The sequence below is a fragment of the uncultured Amnibacterium sp. genome (genome assembly GCF_964245895.1).
Taxonomy (GTDB): Bacteria; Actinomycetota; Actinomycetes; order Actinomycetales; family Microbacteriaceae; genus Amnibacterium.
The window spans coordinates 13863-34251 of record NZ_CAXTOQ010000008.1; the positions used below are offsets into that span (position 1 = coordinate 13863).

At 74.2% G+C, this 20389-nt stretch carries 19 protein-coding genes and 1 pseudogene; 12 read left to right on the plus strand and 8 right to left on the minus strand.

Translation table 11 applies throughout. From position 1 onward, the window contains the following. Nucleotides 1-2: 2 nt before the first annotated feature. Together ACFE60_RS02415 and ACFE60_RS02420 are read left to right on the plus strand one after the other, a co-directional pair. A complete protein-coding gene (locus tag ACFE60_RS02415; protein WP_375387245.1) occupies nt 3-1346 on the plus strand; it encodes an HNH endonuclease signature motif containing protein in 1344 nt (447 codons plus the stop codon). A gap of 106 nt (nt 1347-1452) precedes the next feature. Next, on the plus strand, nt 1453-1839 hold the full coding sequence (locus ACFE60_RS02420) for a YchJ family protein (RefSeq protein WP_375387246.1): 387 nt from the start codon (nt 1453-1455) through the stop codon (nt 1837-1839). Between the two features lie 4 nt (nt 1840-1843). Here the strand turns inward: ACFE60_RS02420 and ACFE60_RS02425 are convergent, their stop codons facing one another. After that, nucleotides 1844-2503, minus strand: a complete 660-nt coding sequence (locus ACFE60_RS02425; RefSeq protein ID WP_375387247.1) for a LysR substrate-binding domain-containing protein — start codon at nt 2501-2503, stop codon at nt 1844-1846. 23 nt (nt 2504-2526) lie between these two features. Between ACFE60_RS02425 and ACFE60_RS02430 the strand changes: the two genes are divergently transcribed. Together ACFE60_RS02430 and ACFE60_RS02435 are read left to right on the plus strand one after the other, a co-directional pair. Continuing rightward, complete coding sequence (locus ACFE60_RS02430) at nt 2527-2907, plus strand: DUF5997 family protein (RefSeq protein WP_375387248.1); 381 nt, start codon at nt 2527-2529, stop codon at nt 2905-2907. A gap of 25 nt (nt 2908-2932) precedes the next feature. Next, the gene (locus ACFE60_RS02435; RefSeq protein ID WP_375387249.1) at nt 2933-3346 is read left to right on the plus strand and encodes an SIP domain-containing protein; all 414 of its coding nucleotides are present in this window, start codon (nt 2933-2935) and stop codon (nt 3344-3346) included. A 61-nt stretch (nt 3347-3407) separates the two neighbouring features. On the opposite strand, the gene ACFE60_RS02440 is transcribed toward ACFE60_RS02435, so the two are convergent. From ACFE60_RS02440 to ACFE60_RS02450, 3 genes and pseudogenes are all read right to left on the minus strand, one after another. After that, on the minus strand, nt 3408-4361 hold the full coding sequence (locus ACFE60_RS02440; protein ID WP_375387250.1) for an aldo/keto reductase: 954 nt from the start codon (nt 4359-4361) through the stop codon (nt 3408-3410). A gap of 336 nt (nt 4362-4697) precedes the next feature. After that, a pseudogene (locus tag ACFE60_RS02445) lies at nt 4698-5163 on the minus strand (RNase H family protein); the annotation flags it as partial. 130 nt (nt 5164-5293) lie between these two features. After that, on the minus strand, nt 5294-6043 hold the full coding sequence (locus ACFE60_RS02450; RefSeq protein WP_375387251.1) for a DarT ssDNA thymidine ADP-ribosyltransferase family protein: 750 nt from the start codon (nt 6041-6043) through the stop codon (nt 5294-5296). Between the two features lie 228 nt (nt 6044-6271). On the opposite strand from ACFE60_RS02450, the gene ACFE60_RS02455 reads away from it, so the two are divergent. Next, entirely contained in the window at nt 6272-7414 is a 1143-nt protein-coding gene (locus ACFE60_RS02455) for an MFS transporter (RefSeq protein ID WP_375387277.1), read from the plus strand. A 56-nt stretch (nt 7415-7470) separates the two neighbouring features. Next, the gene (gene rlmN / locus ACFE60_RS02460; protein ID WP_375387252.1) at nt 7471-8682 is read left to right on the plus strand and encodes a 23S rRNA (adenine(2503)-C(2))-methyltransferase RlmN; all 1212 of its coding nucleotides are present in this window, start codon (nt 7471-7473) and stop codon (nt 8680-8682) included. Between the two features lie 555 nt (nt 8683-9237). Here the strand turns inward: rlmN and ACFE60_RS02465 are convergent. Next, nucleotides 9238-9372 carry a hypothetical protein gene (locus ACFE60_RS02465; protein WP_375387253.1) on the minus strand — a complete coding sequence of 45 codons (135 nt, stop codon included), beginning with the start codon at nt 9370-9372 and terminating at the stop codon, nt 9238-9240. A gap of 81 nt (nt 9373-9453) precedes the next feature. On the opposite strand from ACFE60_RS02465, the gene ACFE60_RS02470 reads away from it, so the two are divergent. After that, nucleotides 9454-10587: a metallophosphoesterase gene (locus ACFE60_RS02470; RefSeq protein ID WP_375387254.1), complete on the plus strand. Its 1134-nt coding sequence runs from the start codon at nt 9454-9456 to the stop codon at nt 10585-10587. Between the two features lie 7 nt (nt 10588-10594). On the opposite strand, the gene ACFE60_RS02475 is transcribed toward ACFE60_RS02470, so the two are convergent. Further along, nucleotides 10595-10876 (minus strand): hypothetical protein, encoded by a 282-nt coding sequence (locus tag ACFE60_RS02475; protein WP_375387255.1) that lies wholly within the window; start codon nt 10874-10876, stop codon nt 10595-10597. Between the two features lie 69 nt (nt 10877-10945). On the opposite strand from ACFE60_RS02475, the gene ACFE60_RS02480 reads away from it, so the two are divergent. From ACFE60_RS02480 to ACFE60_RS02490, 3 genes are all read left to right on the plus strand, one after another. Next, nucleotides 10946-11383: a YdeI/OmpD-associated family protein gene (locus ACFE60_RS02480; RefSeq protein WP_375387256.1), complete on the plus strand. Its 438-nt coding sequence runs from the start codon at nt 10946-10948 to the stop codon at nt 11381-11383. Nucleotides 11384-11719: 336 nt separating this feature from the next. Then, a complete protein-coding gene (locus tag ACFE60_RS02485) occupies nt 11720-12823 on the plus strand; it encodes an NAD(P)-binding domain-containing protein (RefSeq protein WP_375387257.1) in 1104 nt (367 codons plus the stop codon). Then, nucleotides 12820-14115, plus strand: a complete 1296-nt coding sequence (locus ACFE60_RS02490) for an NAD(P)/FAD-dependent oxidoreductase (protein WP_375387258.1) — start codon at nt 12820-12822, stop codon at nt 14113-14115. Before ACFE60_RS02485 ends, ACFE60_RS02490 begins: the two co-directional genes overlap by 4 nt. A gap of 60 nt (nt 14116-14175) precedes the next feature. Here ACFE60_RS02490 and ACFE60_RS02495 read toward each other — a convergent pair whose 3' ends face one another. Then, nucleotides 14176-14361, minus strand: a complete 186-nt coding sequence (locus ACFE60_RS02495) for a PspC domain-containing protein (protein ID WP_375387259.1) — start codon at nt 14359-14361, stop codon at nt 14176-14178. 165 nt (nt 14362-14526) lie between these two features. Between ACFE60_RS02495 and ACFE60_RS02500 the strand changes: the two genes are divergently transcribed. Both ACFE60_RS02500 and ACFE60_RS02505 read left to right on the plus strand, forming a co-directional pair. Then, nucleotides 14527-16833: a transglycosylase domain-containing protein gene (locus ACFE60_RS02500; RefSeq protein WP_375387260.1), complete on the plus strand. Its 2307-nt coding sequence runs from the start codon at nt 14527-14529 to the stop codon at nt 16831-16833. Nucleotides 16834-16853: 20 nt separating this feature from the next. Continuing rightward, nucleotides 16854-17645, plus strand: a complete 792-nt coding sequence (locus tag ACFE60_RS02505) for an LLM class flavin-dependent oxidoreductase (protein WP_375387261.1) — start codon at nt 16854-16856, stop codon at nt 17643-17645. 94 nt (nt 17646-17739) lie between these two features. On the opposite strand, the gene ACFE60_RS02510 is transcribed toward ACFE60_RS02505, so the two are convergent. Beyond that, nucleotides 17740-20277, minus strand: coding sequence for an ATP-dependent Clp protease ATP-binding subunit (locus tag ACFE60_RS02510; RefSeq protein WP_375387262.1), 2538 nt, complete (start codon nt 20275-20277; stop codon nt 17740-17742). Nucleotides 20278-20389 lie beyond the last annotated feature (112 nt).

The following is a 20389-nucleotide window of genomic DNA, read 5'->3' on the forward strand; positions in this document are numbered from 1 at the left end:
CGATGGAACGCACGCCGCCGCCCATCGGCGAGCGGATGTTCGCGGCGTTGAACGATGTCGCGCACGGCACGGTCCGGTGGGTCCGGATCGGGGAGGCGCGGCGGGCGGAGGCGGTGCTGGCGCTCTGGGACGCGATGGTGGCCGACGAGGCCGCCGACGGCATCGAGGTCGTGCAGGGCAGCCGTGCCGAGCGGGCGTTCGCCTCCCACCTCGCGGGCACGCTCGGGATGTCGCGGAACGCGGCCGTCACGCTGCTGCACACCGCGATCGCGATCAGAGGGCTGCCGCGCACCCACCGGTCGTTCCGCGGTGGCGAGTTCGGCTGGCAGTCGGTGGAGGCGGTCGTCCGGCACCTCGGAGCCCTCCGGGGCGAGGCTCGGGAGCAGTACGACGAAGGCGCGGCGGCGATCGCGACCGAGACGGTGCCGCAGCTCGTCGACCCCGAGCTGGCCCGGCTGCACGACGCGCTCGACCACGACGCCGCGACCATGAACGCGGCCGCGGCGTTCCGGGACCGCCGGGTGCGCGCCCGGCCCGGCGTCGCAGGCGAGGCGTCGCTCACGTTCACGGGCCCGGAGGCCGACATCGCAGCCTGGTACGAGAAGCTGCGCCGGTCGGCCGTCGCCTCGCACGCTCCGGACGAGCAGCATCGGTCCGTCGGGACCCTCATGTACGACATCGGCCTCGATGTGGGCCTCTGGGGCCTCGAGCACCCGCCCGTCGAGATCGATCGAGGCCCGCAGGGTGCGCTCGTGCCCGCGGACCCGTTCGAGCGTCTCGGCGACCCGCGGGTGCCGCACCGCAAGGCGATCCAGGCCGAGATCCTCGTCATGGTGCCCGCGGAGACCGCGTGCGGCGCCTCGAACCGGCCAGGCACGATCGCAGGGTGGGGCTCGCTCGCCGCAGCCGAGGTCCGTCGGCTCATCGCCTCCGCCCGGTTCTGGACCCGGGTCGAGACCGACCCCGTGGACGACGCGATCCTCGCCTTCGACTCCGCCGAGCGGGCGATCCCGAAGGCCCTCCGCCGGCTGATCCACCTCCGCGCCGATCGGTGCGAGGAGCCGGGATGCCCCACCGGGGCGCATCTCGCCGACATCGATCACGTGATCCGGGTCGAGCACGGCGGTCGGACCACCGAGATCAACCTGACCGCCCTCTGCCGTCCCGGTCACCAGACGAAGGACGACGGCTACGTCGACGTCGAGCGGATCGACGGGGACCTGCACTGGAACACCACGCGGTGGGGCGGTCACTTCGTGACGAGGTCGCGGATGAGGATCCGACGGCGACCCACCCCGCAGACCGACGGGACGGACGAGCCCGCGCCCTGGGACCTATCCGCCTGACCGGCGACGATCGATGCCGCGATCATGACGCCGGCGACGCCGGACCCGACGGGCAGCGCGGCCGGATTCGTCGAAGAGCCGGAGAACCGAGGGCCAGGATGACGGGGTGGATCCCGTCCCGGAGCGCTGTCCGTGCGGCGGTGGCGCGTACTCGTCGTGCTGCTGCCCCCTGCACGCCGGGGTCGCCGCGCCGACCGCGGAGGCGCTCATGCGCTCGCGCTACTCAGCGTTCGTGCTCGGTCTCGCGCCTCACCTGCGGTCGACCTGGGCGCCGGCCACCCGGCCGCAGGGCATCGAGCTCGATGACACGATCACGTGGCGCCGGCTGCAGATCGTGGACACGGCCAGGGGCGGCGCGGGCGACGACACCGGCGTCGTCGAGTTCCGCGCGGCCTTCCGCGGACCGGAGGGGGTCGGCGTGCTGCACGAGCGCAGCCGGTTCGTCCGATCGGGAGGCCGCTGGGTCTACCTCGACGGCGACGTGCTCGGCTGACGCCTCAGCGCTTGCGCGGGCGGCCCACGGTGCCCGGGCGCGGCGCCCTCGTGCGGCCCGGCTGCGCCTGCTTCTGCCTGGGCTTCGGCGGCTGCCGCTTCGGGGCCGGCTCGGACTCGGCCGCCGCCGCGTCGCCGCGCGAGCTGTTCGCCGTCCGGCCGCGGACGATCCCGATGAACTCGTCGACCAGCTCGCCGCCCGCCGACCGCAGCCAGACGAGGCCGATCCGCGTCGGCTCCGCGTCCGAGACCGGGCGGGCGATCACGTCCCGCCTGCCGGTCGCGCGGAACACGGACTGCGGCATGCGGGCGATGCCGTGGCCGGCCGCGACGAGGTCGAGCACGTCGTCGCCCCAGCCCGGACGCACCTCCTCGCCGGCCAGGTCCGCCTCCGTCACCGTGTCGAACACCTGCGCCGGGTGGCCCTTCGCGGCGACGACGACGGGCGTCTCCTCCCACAGCCGGATCACGTGCAGGTCGTTGTCCGCGATCCCGGCGACCGGCAGGCGGGCGAACACCATCGCGACGCCGTCCCGCAGCGCGGCCGCGGGGTCGTCGACCGGCTCGATCCGGAGGGGGACCTCGGGCAGCCGCTCGTGCCAGACCCGGACCCAGCGGTCCGGGGTGACGCCGGCGACGACGCCGATCACGAACGGGTCCGGCACCCGCCGAGGGTAGCGTTCCGGACATGCCGCAGGACCAGACGATGAAGCCCGAGACCGCGGCGAAGAAGCTCGGCGTGCTGCTGGAGGCGACGCCCGCGGCCTTCCAGGACGCCCCCGTCTCCCGCGCGCACCTGCTCGAGCTGCAGGCGGAGCCGCCGGAGTGGCTGACCGAGCTGCGCCGCTCGGGTCCTCACCCGCGCCCCGTCGTCGCCGCGCGGCTGGGCGTCTCCGTCGCGGGGCTGCGCCGAGCCGAGATGCTCGAGCCGCTGACGACGGAGGAGATCCGCGGGCTCCTCGCCGAGAAGCCGGAGTGGCTCGTCCGCGAGCGCGAGACCCACGCGGCCGTGATGGCCGAGAACGCCCGCGTCAAGGAGAAGGCTCGGACGGAGCGCGCCGGGCACTGAGGTTAGGCATGCCTAAGATGGAGGCGTGCGCGCTCATCGAGGTCGACCCCGACCGACCGTCCTGCTGGCGGGCGATGCCGTTGACCTGCGCGACCTGCGCGCGCTCGTCTCGACGCTGCCGGGCGACGCGTACGGCCAGGTCTACATCGAGGTCACGTCGCCCGAGCAGGTGGTGCCGCTGCCGACCCCGGCCCGCGTGGTGGTGACCTGGTTGCAGCGCGACGAGGCGGACGCGGCGGGCGCGATGCTCGCCGCCGCGATCGACGGCTGGATCGCGGAGTGGATGCCGGCGGGACGCTGCGACCACGGCCGCATCGCCTGGATCGGCTGCTCGTCGGCGCCGCGGATCGCCGAGCGCTACCGCGTGCTGCAGGAGCGCTCCATGACGGCGCCGGCGATGGGCCTCCCGGCCGTCGGCACCGACGACCTTCCTGGTTGAGGCTCGATTCGCGACACGCGCGTCCGGAGCCGCCGACGAGCGGCGCGTCGCAGATCCGGCCTCAACGAGGAAGCTGCTCGTCGGCGTCGAGCCACTCGCTCGCAGCGGGCAGCAGCGCCTCCAGCTCGGCCCGCAGGTCGTCCGGCACCGCGGTCGCGAGCAGCGCCTCCGTGGCCGCGACCCGCTCCGGGCTCGACATGCCGACCACCGTCGAGTCGACGAGGTCGCTGCGGAGGGAGAAGTCCAGCGCGGCCGCGGCGAGCGGCACCTCGTACCGGGCGCACACCGCCTCCATCGCCCGCGCCGCCTCGACCGTCGCCCGGCCGCCGAGCCCGTAGGCGTACCGCGGGACCTCGGCCGTGCCGCGGGACAGGATGCCGCCGCCGTAGGGCGCCGCGTTCAGCACGCCGAGGCCGCGCTCGCGGGCCGCGCGGAACAGCGGCTCGGCGGAGCGGTCGAGCAGCGTGAAGCGGTTGTGGCTGAGCACCACGTCGAGCTCGCCGGTGTCGACGTAGCGGCGCAGCAGCCCGACCGGCCCGCCGGCGACGCCGATCGCGTCGACGAGCCCGCGCTCCTTCAGCTGCACGAGCGCGCGCAGCGGGCCGCCGGGCGCGACGCCCTCCTCGAAGGAGATGCGCTCGGGATCGTGCAGGTGCAGCAGCGGCACGCGGTCGAGGCCGAGCCGCTCCAGGCTCTCCTCGAGGGAGGCGCGCACGCGGTCGCCGGAGAAGTCGCTGCTGCCGGTGGCCGGGTCGACCTTCGTCGCGATCACGACGTCGTCCGGCAGGCCCGTGCGCTCGATCGCGAGGGCGATGCGCTGCTCGCTCTCGCCGGCGGGGCCGTACCCGTTGGAGGTGTCGAGGAAGCGGATCGGGCTGCGCAGCACCGCCTCGACGGTCGCGACCCCGCGGTCGTCGGGGTCGCCGGTGAAGTCGCCCATGAAGCCGATCGGGCTCGCGCCGAAGCACAGCTCCGTGACGGTGATGCCGGTGGAGCCGAGGGTCGTGGTGCGCATCCGGTCATCCTCCGGCACGGCGCCGCCGCGTCGCCCGTGAGCGCCGGGCACCCGCCGGACATGCCGATCGCCCGGTGAGCGCGGCACTGCCTGCGGCTCCTCCGGGCGATCGATCAGGGCTTCAGGGTGCGCCTCCGCGCGGCGGAGCGCAACCCCCGATCGTCGCGGGAGGAGGCGCGCGTCAGCGACCGCCGGCGGCGAGGGCGCGGAGGAGCGCCTCCGGCGTGACCGCCTCCGCCTGCGCGCGCGCCTCGAGCGCCCGCCACTCCGCCTCCGACAGCTCGAGGGTCAGCCGCCGGAGCGGCGCGACGGTGGCGGGTCGCGCGACCGACGCGGTCAGCGGGGTGAAGCCCGGGCCGGCGTCGACCGGCGAGCGCAACTGGTACGCGGTCGCCGCGCCGCGGGCCCGCTCGTCGGCCGCCTCGTTCAGCTCGTGCCCGACGTGGCCCTTGACCCACTCGAACCGGTACCGGCGGCCCTCCAGCACCGCGTCGATCTCCCGCATCAGCTCGACGTTCATCACCGGGGCGCCGTCGGCCTTGCGCCAGCCCTTGCGCTTCCAGCCCGGCATCCACTTGACGATCGAGTTGATGACGTACTGGCTGTCGCACAGCACCAGCAGGTCGTCGTCGACGCCCGCGGTCGCGCGGAACAGCTCCAGCACCGCCTTCAGCTCGCCCATGTTGTTCGTGCCGTGCGGCCAGCCGCCGGCCGCCCACCGGTCGTCGTCGACGTACCAGGCCCAGCCGGCTGGGCCCGGGTTCCCGAGCGCGGATCCATCGGCAGCGGCGGTGATCGTCACCGCGACATCGTAGGGATGCCCTGCGTGAGCACTTGAGCAGGCTCGCAGCGCTTCGGCAGGCTCCGCGAGCACCTTCCGGCCTGCCGAAGCGAGGATGGCCTGCTCAGGTGCTCGATCGGGAGCGACGGGCTCAGGCGCCGAACCACGGCGGGTGGACGACGACCTTCGGCGCCGTGCCGTCGACGTCCTGGAACATCCGGCGCACCTTCGCCCTGGCGGGCTCGTTGGCGACCGCGATCAGGGTCAGCGACGAGACCGGCACCTCCTGCGCGACCAGCACCTCCACCGCGGAGAACTCCGGGTCGAAGTGCGCCGCGCGGGCGATCGCGGGCGCGGTCTCGCCGACCGTGAACCGCGTCGGCGCGGCGCCCGCGTCGCCGTCCGCGACGACCAGGTCCGTCCCCAGGTCCCGGCCGACCGCGACGAGCACCGCGTAGTCGGAGGGCCCGAGCGCGCGGGCCGCCTGCGACCAGTGCGGCTCCTCGGCGCCCTCCTGCAGCTCGACCCAGCGCTCGGCCTCGGGCGAGACCGCGAACGGCACGAACTCGTCGACGTGGCGGCCGTCGCCGACGTCGCGGTGGGCGCGCAGCTGCCGCACGAGGGGCGCCGCGATGTCGATGTCGGGATCGATCCCGGAGGCGATGGGCTTGATCGCGCCGTCGAGCAGGATCGATTCGAGGTTCGTCAGCGGCGTCACGTGGTACAGCCGTCGCGACGCGAACGGCGGCACCTTCGCGGCTGCGCCCGACCCGCGGACCGTCGGGGTCCGGCCTCCGGCCGGCCTGGTCGACTTCCTGGCCCTCGGCACCGTCTTCGTGGTCCCGCCGACGACCGCTGCTGCGGGCTCGGCGACCACCCGCGGGAAGCACAGGTCGCACATCCCCTCATCGAAGCCGTGGATGCACTCCGCCACCGCGCGCTCGCCCCCGTCCATCGCTCGTCACGTCGACTCAAAGTTACGGCCTCCCGGGAAACCCCGGGTACCGGAGGGAGGAACGCTCATCACCCTCGCGGGATTCCGCGGGCGTCGGAGGTGCGGCGAGCCCGGCAGGATCGAGGCGTGACGGCGGTGGCGGAGGACGTGCGGATCCCGGCGGCGGCCTGGCGGATGCTCGCGCTCGGCGTGCTCGCCCAGGCGGCCGGCACGCTGGTCGTCGCGACGCCCGCGTACCTGATCCCGCTCCTCCACCTGCAGCAGGGCGTCCCGCTGCCGCAGGTCGGGCTGCTCGTCGCGGCGCCGACCGTCGGGCTCGTGCTCACCCTCGTCGCGTGGGGCGCGCTCGCCGACCGGGTGGGGGAGCGGTGGGTGATCGCGGGCGGCCTGGCCCTCGCGGCCGTCCTCACCGCGCTCGCCGCCGCCGCCGGCGGGCTCGTGGCGACCGGGCTGCTGCTGCTCGTCGCGGGCGGCGCGACCGGCAGCTGCAACGCCGCGAGCGGCCGGGTCGTCGTCGGCTGGTTCCCGAGCCGCCGCCGCGGTCTCGCGATGGGGATCCGGCAGATGTCGCAGCCGCTCGGTGTCGCGGTCGCAGCGCTCGTGGTCCCGCCGCTGGCGCAGGCGGGCGGCGTCGGCCTGCCGCTCGCCGTCGGCGCCGCCGCGACCGGCGCGCTCGCGTTCGCCTGCGCGGCGGGGATCACCGACCCGCCCCGGCCGCCGCGCAGCGTGCTCGTCGCGGGCATCAGCCCGTACCGCCGCGACCGGTTCCTGCTGCGGGTGCACCTGGTGTCCGTGCTGCTCGTGGTGCCGCAGTTCACGCTCTCGACCTTCGGCCTGGTGTGGCTGATCGCGGACCTCCGCTGGACCGCGACCGCGGCGGGCGTCGTGGTCGCGGTCGCGCAGCTCGCCGGCGCGGGCGGCCGGATCGTCGTCGGCTCGCTGAGCGACCGGTTCGGCCGCATGCTGCTGCTGCGGCTGGTCGCGGTGGCGGGGGTCGTCGCGCTGCTGCTCGTCGCCGCGACCGGCGCCGTCGGCTGGGCGCTGCCCGCCGCGGTGCTGCTCGTCATCGCGACGACGGTCAGCGTCGCCGACAACGGGCTCGCGTTCACCTCGGTCGCGGAGGCAGCGGGTCCCGCCTGGTCGGGCCGCGCGCTGGGCGTCCAGAACACCGGCCAGTTCCTGGCCGCCTCCGCGGTCGCCCCCGGCGTGGGAGCGCTCGTCGCGCTCGTCGGCTACCCGGTCGCGTTCGCCCTCGTGGCGATCGCGCCGCTGGCCGCTCTGCCGCTGGTCCCGAAGGCGGACGTCCACGCGGGGTGAGCGCCGCTCGGGCCTCGCGGGGCGGTACCCCCTCCGGGTTCCCGTACCCTGGAAGGATGCCTGCCGACGCCCCTGACGCCGTCGCGGCGACGATCCAGGTCCGGCCGCGGACCGAGGGCTGGCAGCAGCAGAAGGGCGCCGACGGCCGCCCGCTGCTGCAGTTCGCCTCCCCGAAGCGCGGCAAGCCCCCGGTGCACCTCGCCGACCTGACGGTCCCCAAGCGTCGTGCGCGCCTCGTCGAGCTGGGGCTGCCGGCGTTCCGCGCCGGCCAGCTGGCCCGGCACTACTTCACGCGGTACACCGCCGACCCGGCGGAGATGACGGACCTGCCGGCCGCCGGCCGGGAGCAGCTCGTCGCCGGCCTGCTGCCCGAGCTGATGACCGAGGTCCGCCGGTTCGCGACTGATCGCGGCGACACGATCAAGTTCCTGTGGCGGCTGCACGACGGCGCCCTCGTCGAGTCGGTGCTGATGCGCTACCCGGGCCGCATCACGCTCTGCGTCTCGTCGCAGGCCGGCTGCGGCATGAACTGCCCGTTCTGCGCGACCGGGCAGGCCGGGCTCACCCGCAACATGTCCGCCGCGGAGATCGTCGACCAGGTCGTCCGCGCGAACCGTGTCATCGCGGAGGGGCAGCTCGGCGGCAGGAAGGCCGGCGCGACGACCCAGGAGCGCGTGTCCAACATCGTGTTCATGGGCATGGGGGAGCCCCTCGCGAACTACAACCGCCTGATGTCCGCGGTCAGGACGATGGTCGCGCCGGCGCCGGACGGCCTCGCGATGAGCGCTCGCCACATCACGGTGTCGACCGTCGGCCTGGTGCCGGCGATCCGCAGGCTCGCGGACGAGAAGATCCCGGTGACGTTCGCGCTCTCCCTCCACGCCCCCGACGACCACCTGCGCGACGAGCTGATCCCGGTGAACTCGCGCTGGAAGGTCGATGAGGCGCTCGACGCCGCCCGCGCCTACTTCGACGCCACCGGGCGGCGCGTCTCCATCGAGTACGCGCTGATCAAGGACATGAACGACCACGGCTGGCGCGCCGACCTGCTCGCCGAGAAGCTGAACGCGCGCGGTCACGGCTGGGTGCACGTCAACCCGATCCCGCTGAACCCGACGCCCGGCTCGGTCTGGACGTCGTCGACGCCGGAGGCGCAGCACGAGTTCGTCCGCCGGCTGGAGGCCGCGGGCATCCCGACGACGATCCGCGACACCCGCGGCAAGGAGATCGACGGCGCCTGCGGCCAGCTCGCCGCGGCCGACGCCTGAGCCCTCCCTGCGCTGCGGGGGCCTCCCGCGACCCCGGGGGCCGTCCGCCGCGCCCCATCAGTCGCGGACGGCCCCCGCAGCGCGCCCCCCGAAGTGGGAGGCGGGTCGGTCCGGCCGGTGCGGCCGGGGGAGGCGCACGCTGCTTCCCACCGTCCACCGCCGCACGGAAGGAGGAGCCCCCCGATGTGCTCCTGCCGTCACTCCCACCACTGCCCGCCGCCCTGCGCCTGCGACGCCGCGTGCGACGCCTGCGACCACGGCGACCTGCTGATCGCGGCGTAGCCCCGCGCGCCCGCGGGGACAGGCCGCACTGCCGAGGCGCCCGGCCCGAGCGCGTCCGCTCCAAGCTCCCGGCGATGAGCACTTGAGCAGGCTGCTCGCACTCCAGCAGGCTGCGCGGCCCTGATCCGGCCTGCTGAAGCGCGCACGGCCTGCCGAGGTGCGCACGGCCTGCTGAAGCGCGCACGGCCTGCCGTGGTGCGCGCGGCCTGCTGAAGTGCGCACGGCCTGCTGAAGCGCGCGCAGCCTGCCGAAGCGCCCGGGCCGGGAGGCGGGTCAGGCGCGCCCGCGGGCGCGGTCGACGGCGTCGTCCGCCAGCTCGACCAGGCGGAACGCCGCGTACGGCAGCATCGCCACGAGCAGGAAGCCGGCGAGCGTCAGCGCGAGCATCGCGATGTCGGTCCCGGTCATGCGCAGATGATGCCCGCGGACGGCCGCGGCCGACACCCCGAGTGCTGGGGGTAGCCGCGGCATCGGGGGCAGGATGGTCGGATGCACGACCGCCCTCCGAGCGGGTCCGCGGCGCCGGTCCGGGTCGCAGGGCCCGCCCTCGTCCTCCTGATCGGCTCGGGGGCCGAGCGGGCGGCGGTGCGGGCCTTCGCGCCGGAGGAGGTCGTCGAGTCCGACGGCGATCTCGGCCCCGCCCTGGAGGCGGAGCGCGTCGCCGTGGTCACCGTGGAGCGGTACGACGCCGCGACCGTGCGCCTCCTCGTCGCGATCGCGCAGGAGCGCGACCGGCCCGTCGACGCGGTGCTGGTCGGCGACGCCGCGGGCGTGACGCTGTCGCGCAGCCGGTTCCGCTCGATCACCGTCGCCGACGCCGCCTCCTTCGTCGTCGACCGGGTGCCCGGCGCGTTCGACCACCGCGACCTGACCGGCCCGTTCGACGTCGTGGGCGACGTGCACGGGTGCCTCGACGAGCTCGTCGCGCTGCTCGGCCGGCTCGGCTACGCCGTGGCGCGCGACGACGTCGGGCGCGCGATCGGCGCGCACCATCCGGAGGGCCGGACCGCGGTGCTCGTCGGCGACCTGGTCGACCGCGGCCCCGACGTGCCCGGCGTGCTCCGCCTCGTGATGGGGATGCTCGCGAGCGGCGACGGCCTCGCCGTCGTCGGCAACCACGACGACGTGCTGCGCCGAGCGCTGCTCGGCGCCCCCGTGCCGATGGACGTCGGCCTGGAGACCTCCCTGCGGCAGCTGGGCCGGGAGACCCCGGCGTTCCGCCAGGCGGTCGCCGACATGATCGGCGCGCTGCCGGCGCACCTGCTGCTCGACCACGGCCGGCTGGTGGTCGCGCACGCGGGGCTGGAGCAGCGCTACCACGGGCACGAGTCCGCGCGGGTGCGCTCGCTGTGCCTGTTCGGTCCGACGAACGGCGAGGCCGACGCCCAGGGCATGCCCGTCCGGCTGCGCTGGGCGGACGACTACCGGGGGCGGGCCGCGGTCGTCTACGGGCACACCCCGACCTCCGGACCCGCCTGGACGAACCGGACGATCTGCGTCGACACCGGCTGCGTGCTCGGCGGCGCGCTCACCGCGGTGCGCTACCCGGAGCGCACCCTCGAGTCCGTGCCGGCGCTCGCGGTGCACAGCGCCCCGCCCCGCCCCTTCCTCCCGGCCCCCTGACCGGGCCTCACCCGCGCTCGCGCCCGCCGTGCGTGCGGCTGGCCGCCTCGTGCCGTGCCGACTGCGCGGCGACGTACCGGCGCCACACCGCGACGGCGGCGTCGTCACCGCTGCGGTAGTACCCGATCAGCTCCCGTCCAGCCGAGGTCGGTGCCCAGGTCACCGCGCGGTAGACCGGGCGGCCCTGGAACCGCAGCCGGCGGATCAGGGCGAGGGGCTCGATCTGGCCGGGCACCACGATCGCCCACTCCTGCGGCGCCGCCAGCCGGCGCGGATGCCAGTCCACCACGGCTCAGCACTGTAGTAGTACACATGTTCGAAACCTGTGGACAAGGGACGCGATGGTAGAGATGGGTGCGTGACCGTCGAGTACCGCACCACCATGCACCTGACCGGCCGGAACACCGGCATCCCCGTGCCGCCGGAGGTGCTGGAGGCGCTCGGCGGCGGCAAGCGGCCCGCGGTCGCGGTGGTCGCGAACGGCTACCGCTTCACCTCCACGGTCGGCGCGATGGGCGGCCGGGCGCTGATCCCGTTCTCCGCGGAGCGTCGAGCCGAGAGCGGGATCGCCGGCGGCGACGACCTGGCGGTGTTGCTCGAGCTCGACACGGCCCCCCGGGAGGCGGCCGTCCCCGACGACCTCGCCGCGGCGCTCGCCGCCGCCGGGGTGCGCGACGCGTTCGACGCGCTCGCGCCGAGCCGCCGCAAGGCGCACGTCACCGCCGTCGAGGGCGCCAAGGCGCCGGAGACGCGGGCGCGCCGGGTCGCCGCGGCGGTCGAGTCGCTGCGGGCCTGACGGGCGCGCCGCGCGACACGCCGCGCGGCGTGAGACGGATGTGCACGGAGCGACGCATGTGACTGCGCTGCTGATCAGGCAGAACGGTTCCGCGTACGGCGGCGTCAGGGCTTGCGCGCACCGGATCGATGTGCAACTGGGACTTGCGGCCCCTCCGCGGCCCCCCGATATGGTGACGCCACGTCGCTGAGGCCCCCTCTTCGGGAGCCACCCGAGCAGGGCAGAACGCGGCGGTTCCAGCCGGACACTGGGGGGCGTCCGAGCGCGATCTCGCGCGCCTCCGGCACCCGGTGAGCACCCCGAACCACGCCACTCACCGCCCATCCGGAGCCCACCATGGACACGACAGCACCACGCGGCCGGTTCGCGTTCCTCATCCACCCGCGCACGGACCCGACGGAGGACCTCGCCCTGGTCCACCCGCTGCTCGGGCTGATCCCGGCCCGGGTCTGCGAGTCCGCGATGCGCCGGCTGCCGCTGCGCCCATGGGTGCAGGCGACCGTGGAGGCGGTCGACCGGCCGGGGGAGGTGCTCGGCGACGTGATCGCGCTGCCGGTGTCCCCGACGCTGCTGCTCGGCGAGGACCGCGCGCTGGTCGCGAAGCGCATCGACCAGGCGATCGACCTCGCGGTGTCCCGCGGGGCGACCGTGCTCGGCCTCGGTGCGCTGACCGCGCCGGCGACGGCGGGCGGCGCCAAGCTGCGCAGGCGCACCGACATCGGCGTCACGAACGGCAACGCGTACACCGCCGCCGAGACCGCCTCCGCGATCGAGCGGATCGCCCGCGGCCTGTCCCACCCCCCGGTCGTCGCCCTGGTCGGGGCGAACGGCTCCGTCGGCACGGCCGTCGCCCGCACCGTGGCGCGCGCCGGGGTGGCGGAGGAGCTGGTGCTCGTCGGCCGCACCCCCGCGGCGCTCGCGGCGCTCGCCGGCGACCTGGGCGGCACGTGGTCGACCGAGATGGCCGCGTGCCGCCGGGCGGACGTCGTCGTGCTGATGACCTCGGCGACCGGCGCCGTGCTGACCGCCGACCACCTGAAGCCGGGCGCGATCGTGCTCGACGACACGCAGCCCCGCAACAGCAGCCCGGCGCTCGCGACCGAGCGGCCCGACGTCACGATCCTCGACGGCGGCATCGTGTCGACGCCGGGGCTGATCCGCCGCGGCTACCCGATCGGCATCGCGCCGGACGCGTCCTTCGCGTGCCTCGCCGAGACGTCGCTGCTCGCGCTCGCCGGCCACCGCGGCCACGGCACGATCGGCCGCCCGTCGCTCGACCAGGTGGACCGCATGCGGCGGCTCGCGACCCGGTTCGGGCACCTCGGCTTCGACCTGGCCGACCCCACCTCCTTCGGGAGGCCGATCGCCGTCGCCGGCTGGACCGGCTCCACCCACCGCCCGGCCGCGCAGCGGTCCACCCCGAACGGAGCCGTCGCATGAGGATCGTCATCCTGGGCGGGGGCTACTCGTCCATCTGGTGCTACCGCGCCCTCCGCCGCTGGATGGGCGACGGCGCCCGCATCACCGTGGTCGCCCCGTTCACCGACCACGTCTTCCACGGCTTCACGGGCGAGGTGCTCGACGGCGAGCTGACGCCCGAGATGCAGGTCAGCCCGCTGGAGGAGGTCGTGCCGCACGCCGAGCGCGTGCGCGGCTGGGCGACCGCCGTCGACCCGGTCGCGAAGGCGGTCAGCGTCGAGTGGCAGGGGGAGACGCGCACGGTGCACTACGACCAGCTGGTCGTCGCCACCGGCGCCCACGACCGCACCGACCACGTGCCCGGGCTCGCCGAGCACGGCTGGCCGCTGCGGTTCCCGGGCCGGGTGCAGGCGCTGCTCGACCACCTCGCCGACGTCGACGCGCAGCCTCCGGTCGATGCCGACGACGCGCGCCGGCGCACGACGATCGTGGTCGTCGGCGCGGGCTTCGCCGGCACCGAGGTGGCCGCGGCGCTCGGGCGCCGCTACGGGGAGGCCCGGCGCATCGTGCTCGTCTCCGGCAGCCGCACGGTCGTGCCGGTGTGGGAGGACCAGACCTGGCTGCAGGGGAAGCTGCACCGCAACCTCGCGGACGCCGGCGTCGAGCTGCTCACGCAGGCGCGCGTCGCGTCGGTCGACGCGCACGGCGTCGACCTCGCCGACGGCTCCCGCATCGAGGCCGCGACGGTCGTCTCGTCGCTCGGGAACACGGTGCCGCTCATCCCGGGGCTCGAGCGGTTCCAGGAGGCGGACGGCCTGCTCGCGGTCGACGACTGCCTGCAGGTGGCCGACGGGATCTGGAGCGCGGGAGACGCGGCGGCGGTACGGCGCGGCGGCGATCGGGTGCCGAAGGAGGCGCTCTGGGCGATCCGCGCCGGGACGACGGTGGGCCGGAACATCGCGCGCACCTCCCGCCGGGCGCGACCGCGCCGGTTCGGGTTCCGCGGGCTCGGCACGGTCGCCGCGTTCGCGCCGGGCAAGGCGGTCGCGATGCTCTGGGGCATGCCGCTGCCGGAGCTGGTGGGCTGGGTCGTGCGCGCCGTGCTGTTCCTGTGGTTCGTGCCGTCGCGCCGCACCGCGCTCCGCATCGTGCGGCACAGCGCGACCCGCGGCCGGCACGCGACGACAGCGCCCGCGACGGCGTCGGGGCGCCCAGCGCTCGTGGGGCTCGACGGCGGGCTCAGCCGCGCCGCCCGCCTCCGCGGGGCCGGCGTCGCGACCGATCAGCCCCGCCGCCGCGCGGCCGGCGAGTGACGCCTGCCGTGTTCCGTTCTGCAGGTCGGCCAGACCTGCAGAACGGAGCACGGCGGGGGATCAGGCGCGCTGCTTCGGCATGATCACCCAGAGCGCGAGGTAGATCAGGATCTGCGGCCCCGGCAGCAGCATGGAGAGCACGAAGATCACGCGGATCAGCCACGCGGACGCCCCGAACCGGACGGCGAGCCCGGCGCAGACGCCGGCGATGATGCGTCCCCGCCGGGGACGGATGAGGTCGGGCATGGCCGCCATGCTGCCGCGAGCGGACTGGAGGCGGGTGCGGTCGGGCCGCTTCGCCCAGGAAACCCCGGGTGCATCCGTCGTCGATTCGCAACGATCCGGAAACGCGCCCCGCCGCGTCGGTCCGGCGGCACGGCGGCGCGCGCGACACCTGCCTAGGATGCCCCGGTGACCGTGACCCAGGCCGCCCTCAGGGCAGGAGGCAAGCTCTCCGCGCTGCTCGCGTTCTTCGCGGTCGCCGCCATCGCGGGCACGCTGGTCGCCTGCCTCATCACCCCCGCCGTGGCGATCACCGGCGGCGGCGTGAAGTCGCAGATCGACATGTTCCAGAACCTGCCGTCGAGCCTCGCGATCACGCCGCTCGACCAGAAGACCCGGGTCTACGCGAAGGACAAGGGCAAGCAGGTCCTGCTCGCGTCGTTCTTCAACCAGAACCGCGACATCGTCCAGTGGGACGACATCCCCGCGACGGTCAAGAACGCGGCCCTCGCCGGCGAGGACATCCGCTTCTACCAGCACGGCCCGATCGACCCGGCGGGCATCGTGCGCGCGCTCGTCACGAACGCCCGCGGCGGCCAGGTCTCCGGCGCCTCCACGATCAGCCAGCAGTACGTCAAGAACGTCTGCATCCAGCAGGCGGAGGCGATGCCGGCCGACACGAAGGCGAAGGCGGCGAAGGCGAAGGCCGCGTACGACGCGTGCATCGACCCGTCGTACAACCGCAAGATCCGCGAGATGCGCCTGGCGATCGGCCTGGAGAAGAAGTACTCCAAGGACAAGATCCTGCTCGGCTACCTGAACATCGCCGGGTTCGGCGGCCGGACCTACGGCATCGAGGCCGCGTCGCAGTACTACTACGACAAGTCCGCGAAGGACCTCTCGGTCGCGCAGGCGGCGTCGCTGATGGCGATCGTGAACAACCCGGAGTACCTGCGCCTCGACGAGAAGCAGAACCTCGCCGACGCGCTGACCCGGCGCGACTACATCCTCGACCGCGAGTACTCGCACGGGATGATCACGAAGGCCGAGTACGACGAGGCCAAGGCCAAGAAGATCGACGCCGACCTGAAGATCACGCAGCCCTCGACCGGCTGCCAGACCGCCGGATCCGCGGGCTTCTTCTGCTCCTACGTCGTCAACACGATCCTGACCAGCAAGCAGTTCGGCGACAGCTACTCGTCCCGGCTCGCGAACCTGAACACCAAGGGCTGGAAGATCTACACCACGCTGGACCTGGACCTGCAGAAGAAGGCCCAGAAGGCGATCGACTACTACGTGCCGCAGTCGCCCGGTGTCGCGGACGTGGGCGCCGCGAGCGTGTCGCTGCAGGTCGGCACCGGCCGCGTGCTGACGATGGTGCAGAACAAGACGTACAAGCCGAACGGCGCGAAGAACCGCACGAAGTACTCCGCGGTCAACTTCAACGTGAACCAGACGCTCGGCGCCGGGGCGGGCTTCCAGCCCGGCTCGACCGCGAAGGCGTTCACCATCATCGGCTGGCTGAAGAGCGGCCACTCGATGAACCAGACGGTGAACGGGAACGCGCGCTCCATCCCGCAGTCGACCTTCACCTCCAGCTGCGGCGACTTCGGCGGCGCGAACTGGGACCTGCACAACGACGAGGACGAGAAGGGCAACTTCTCCGTGCAGCAGGGCACCGCGCGGTCCATCAACGGCGTGTTCGCGTCGCTGGCGGAGGAGCAGGACCTGTGCGAGCTGCGGAAGATCTCCGAGTCCATGGGCATCAAGGACGGCTTCGGCCGGCCGCACATCGAGCTGCAGCCGACGATGGCGATCGGCGGCGCGGGCACCGTCGCGCCGCTCGACAACGCGGTGGGGTACTCGACGATCGCCAACCAGGGCGTGCGCTGCGACGCGATCGGCATCGACAGGGTGATCGACTCCGACGGCAAGAAGGTCACGATCCCGAAGGCGAACTGCCGCCGGGTGCAGGACAAGCAGCTGATGATCGCCGCCGGGTACGACCTGCGGAACCCCACCATCGGCAACGGCACGATGGCGATGGACAACTTCTACGACGGCCACTACATCTTCGGCAAGACCGGCACCACCGACGACGCCAAGGACACGTGGACGATGGGTTCGACCACGAAGGTCACCACGGCCGTGTGGGTCGGCAACGTGACCGGACACACGAACCTGCGCTTCGTCGGCTCTCCCCACGGGTGCAACGCGGGACAGCTGTACTCCGCGATGCGGCACTGCATCTGGCAGGCGATCCAGCGCACGATGAACGACAAGTACGGCGGGGCCGCTGGCTGGCCCTACCCCGAGGCCCAGTACGTCACGGGCGGCAAGGCGATCGTGCACCAGGACGCGCAGCCGAAGGCGGCGCCCCCGAAGCCGACCGACAAGCCGAAGGACGACAAGGGCGGCCAGCCCACCTCCGGACCCGACGACGGCAACGGCAACGGCGGTCAGAGCGGGGACCAGGGCGGCGACGACGGCCAGTAGGCCGATCCTCGGGAGGAACGATGCGCGCTGAGCTGTCGATCGGGGTCCCGGGTGCGCTCGGGCCGGAGGCGGTGCGCGCGCTCGCGCCGCGGGTCGAGGCGGCCGGGTTCGCCGGGCTCTGGCTGAACGACAGCACGCAGGGCGACTCGCTCACCGGGCTCGCCGCCGCCGCCGAAGCGACCACCCGCCTCCGGCTGGGCGCCGGCGTGATCCCGGTGGACCGGCGTCCCGCCCAGAGCGTCGTCGCGGACCTGCGGCGGACCGGCGTGCGAGAGGCCCGGCTGACGCTCGGGATCGGATCCGGTCAGCTGCGCTCCGGCGCCGTCGACGCGGTCGCGGCGGCCGTGGCGGTCCTGCGCGCGGAGACCCGGGCTGCGGTCGTGGTCGGCGCGCTCGGGCCCCGCATGCGCCGGCTCGGCGCCGAGCACGCGGACGGCGTGCTGCTCAGCTGGCTGCCGCCCGACGTCGCGGGCGAGCAGGCCGCCGAGCTGCGGGAGGCGGGCCGGCAGGCGCAGGGCGAGCGACCGAGGATCTCGTTGTACGCCCGCGCGATCGTCGACGAGGCCGCCCGGCCCGTGCTGGAGCGGGAGGCCGCCCAGTACGCCTCCTACCCGGCCTACGCCGCCCACTTCGCGCGGCTCGGCGTGGACGCGCTCGACACGGTGCTGCCGCGCGGCGACGAGGACCTCGCGGCGGGCGTCGCCGCCTACCGCGGCGCGGTCGACGAGCTGGTGCTGCGGGCGATCACCCCGACCGGCTCGCTCGACGACCTGCTCGCCTTCGTCGACCGCGCCGCCGCCCTGCTCGCCTGAACCGTTCGCGGATCCGGATGGACGCGCCGACACGCCGTCGCCGGACGTCCGGCGACGGCGTGTCGCGGATCTCATCCGGATCCGCGAGAGGGGGTCAGGCCGCGACGAGCACCTCCGCACCCTCGAGGGACGCGGCGAGCGCCGCGCCCTCGACGGTGATGCGGACGGTGTCGCCGGCGGCCGGGTCGGCCTTGACGAGCAGGTCCGCGATGCGGTCCTCGACCTCGCGCTGGATCAGCCGGCGCAGCGGGCGGGCGCCGTACTCCGGCTCGTAGCCGTGCTCGGCGATCCAGGCGACCGCCTCCTCCGGCACGTCCAGCGCCACGCCGCGCGCGGCGAGCCGGGCGGCCGTCGCGGTCAGCAGCAGGCGCACGATCGCCCCGATCTGCTGCGGCTCGAGCTTGCGGAACAGCACGACCTCGTCGATGCGGTTCAGGAACTCGGGCCGCATCGCCTCGCGCAGCCGGCCCATGACCCGGTCGCGCAGCGCCTTGTCCGAGCCGAAGCCCGACCCGTCGTCGCTCGGCGCGATGAAGCCGAGGGCGCCGCTGCGGGAGGCGAGGAACTCGCTGCCGATGTTCGACGTCATGATCACGACCGTGTTGCGGAAGTCGACCGTGCGCCCCTGGCCGTCGGTCAGGCGACCGTCGTCGAGCACCTGCAGCAGCAGGTTGAACACGTCCGGGTGCGCCTTCTCGATCTCGTCGAGCAGGATCACCGAGTACGGGTTCCGGCGGACGCGCTCGGTCAGCTGGCCGGCCTCGTCGTAGCCGACGTATCCCGGAGGGGCGCCGACCAGGCGGGAGACGGTGTGCCGCTCGCCGAACTCGCTCATGTCGAACCGGTGCATCGCCGTCTCGTCGCCGAACAGGCTCGCGGCGAGCGCCTTCGCCAGCTCGGTCTTGCCGACGCCGGTCGGGCCGAGGAACAGGAAGCTGCCGACCGGGCGACGCGGGTCGCCCATGCCGGTGCGGCTGCGTCGGACCGCCTTCGCGATCGCGGACACCGCCGCGTCCTGACCGACGACGCGCTCGTGCAGATCGGACTCGAGCCGCGCGAGCCGCGATCGGTCCGCCTCCGTGAGGCGCTCCGCCGGGATGCCGGTGAGCCGCGAGATCACGCCCGCGATCTGCGCTTCGTCCACCACGGCGTCCTCGTCGGACGCCGGGGATGAGGCGGCGGCGGCGATCCGAGCGCCGACGGCCTCGATCTCGTCGCGGAGGCGGGAGGCCTCCTCGTACCGCTCGTCGGCGACGGCGTGGTTCTTGTCCGCCTCCAGCTCGCCGATCTTGGCCTGCAGCGCGGACACGTCCACGTGGACGCCGAGCGCCAGCCGGCGGCGGGCGCCGGCCTGGTCGATCAGGTCGATCGCCTTGTCCGGCAGGAACCGGTCGGTCACGTACCGGTGCGACAGCTCGACGGCCGCGCGGACCGCCTCCGCCGTGTACCGCACGCCGTGGTGCTCCTCGTAGCGCGGCCGCAGCCCGTCGAGGATGCGCACGGCGTCCTCGACGGAGGGCTCGCCGACGGTCACCGGCTGGAAGCGGCGCTCGAGCGCGGCGTCCTTCTCGATGCGGCGGTACTCCTTCAGCGTCGTCGCGCCGATCAGGTGCAGGTCGCCGCGGGCGAGCCGCGGCTTCAGCACGTTGCCCGCGTCCATGCCGCCATCGCCGCCGGAGCCCGCCCCGACGACGGTGTGCAACTCGTCGAGGAAGACGAGCAGCTCGTCCTTGTGCTCCACGATCTCGGCGACGACCTTCGTGATGCGCTCCTCGAAGTCGCCGCGGAAGCGGGTGCCCGCAACCATGCCTGGCAGGTCGAGGGAGACGACGCGCTTGCCGCGCAGCGCCTCCGGCACGTCGCCGTCGACGATGCGCTGGGCGAGGCCGTCGACGATCGCGGTCTTGCCGACGCCGGGCTCGCCGATCAGCACGGGGTTGTTCTTGGTGCGGCGCAGCAGGATCTCGACGGTCTGCTCGATCTCGAGCGCGCGGCCGATCACCGGGTCCAGGTCGCCCGCCGCCGCCTTCGCGGTCAGGTCGACGCTGTACCGGTCGAGCGTCGGGGTGCCGGTCTCGGACTCGGCCGCCTCCCGCGCCTCCGCGGCGTGCTGCGCTATCGACTGCAGCGAGTCCGGCGTGACGCCGAACGCCGCGAGCAGCTGGCCCGGGGTGCCCTGCTGGTTCGCGACGAACGCGAAGAACAGGTGCTCGGGGTCCACGTAGGTGGAGCCGGAGGCCCGCGCGACCTGCGCCGCCTCGAGCAGCGAGCGCTGCGCTGCGCCGGTCAGGGACGGGGTGCCGTCCGTGCTGCCGGAGGCGGGCATGCGCTCCTCGATCGCGGCCACGAGGCCGTCGACGTCGATGCCGGCAGCGCGCAGCGTGCGCTCGCCCTGCTCGGTGAGGACCAGCCCGCGCAGCAGGTGCAGCGAGTCGACCTCGCTGTGGCCGTGCTCGATCGCGAAGCGCACCGCGCTCGCGACGAGCTCGTGGGTCCGCTTGCTGAGCAGGCGGGAGATGTCGATGGGGCGGCCCTGCGACGTGCGCGAGCCGGAGAGCAGGCGGGACAGCAGCTCGTCGAACGAGTCGTTGTCGCCGGTGCCGAAGCCTGCGTTCCCGAAATTCGTGGGCAAAGGATCCTCCTGATGGAACTTGAGCGCCTTCGACTCAACTCAACGCAGGGGGACTGGCGGCATTCCCGACACGCTCGACGAGAACCGTCCTTCACAACATTCACGAATCGGT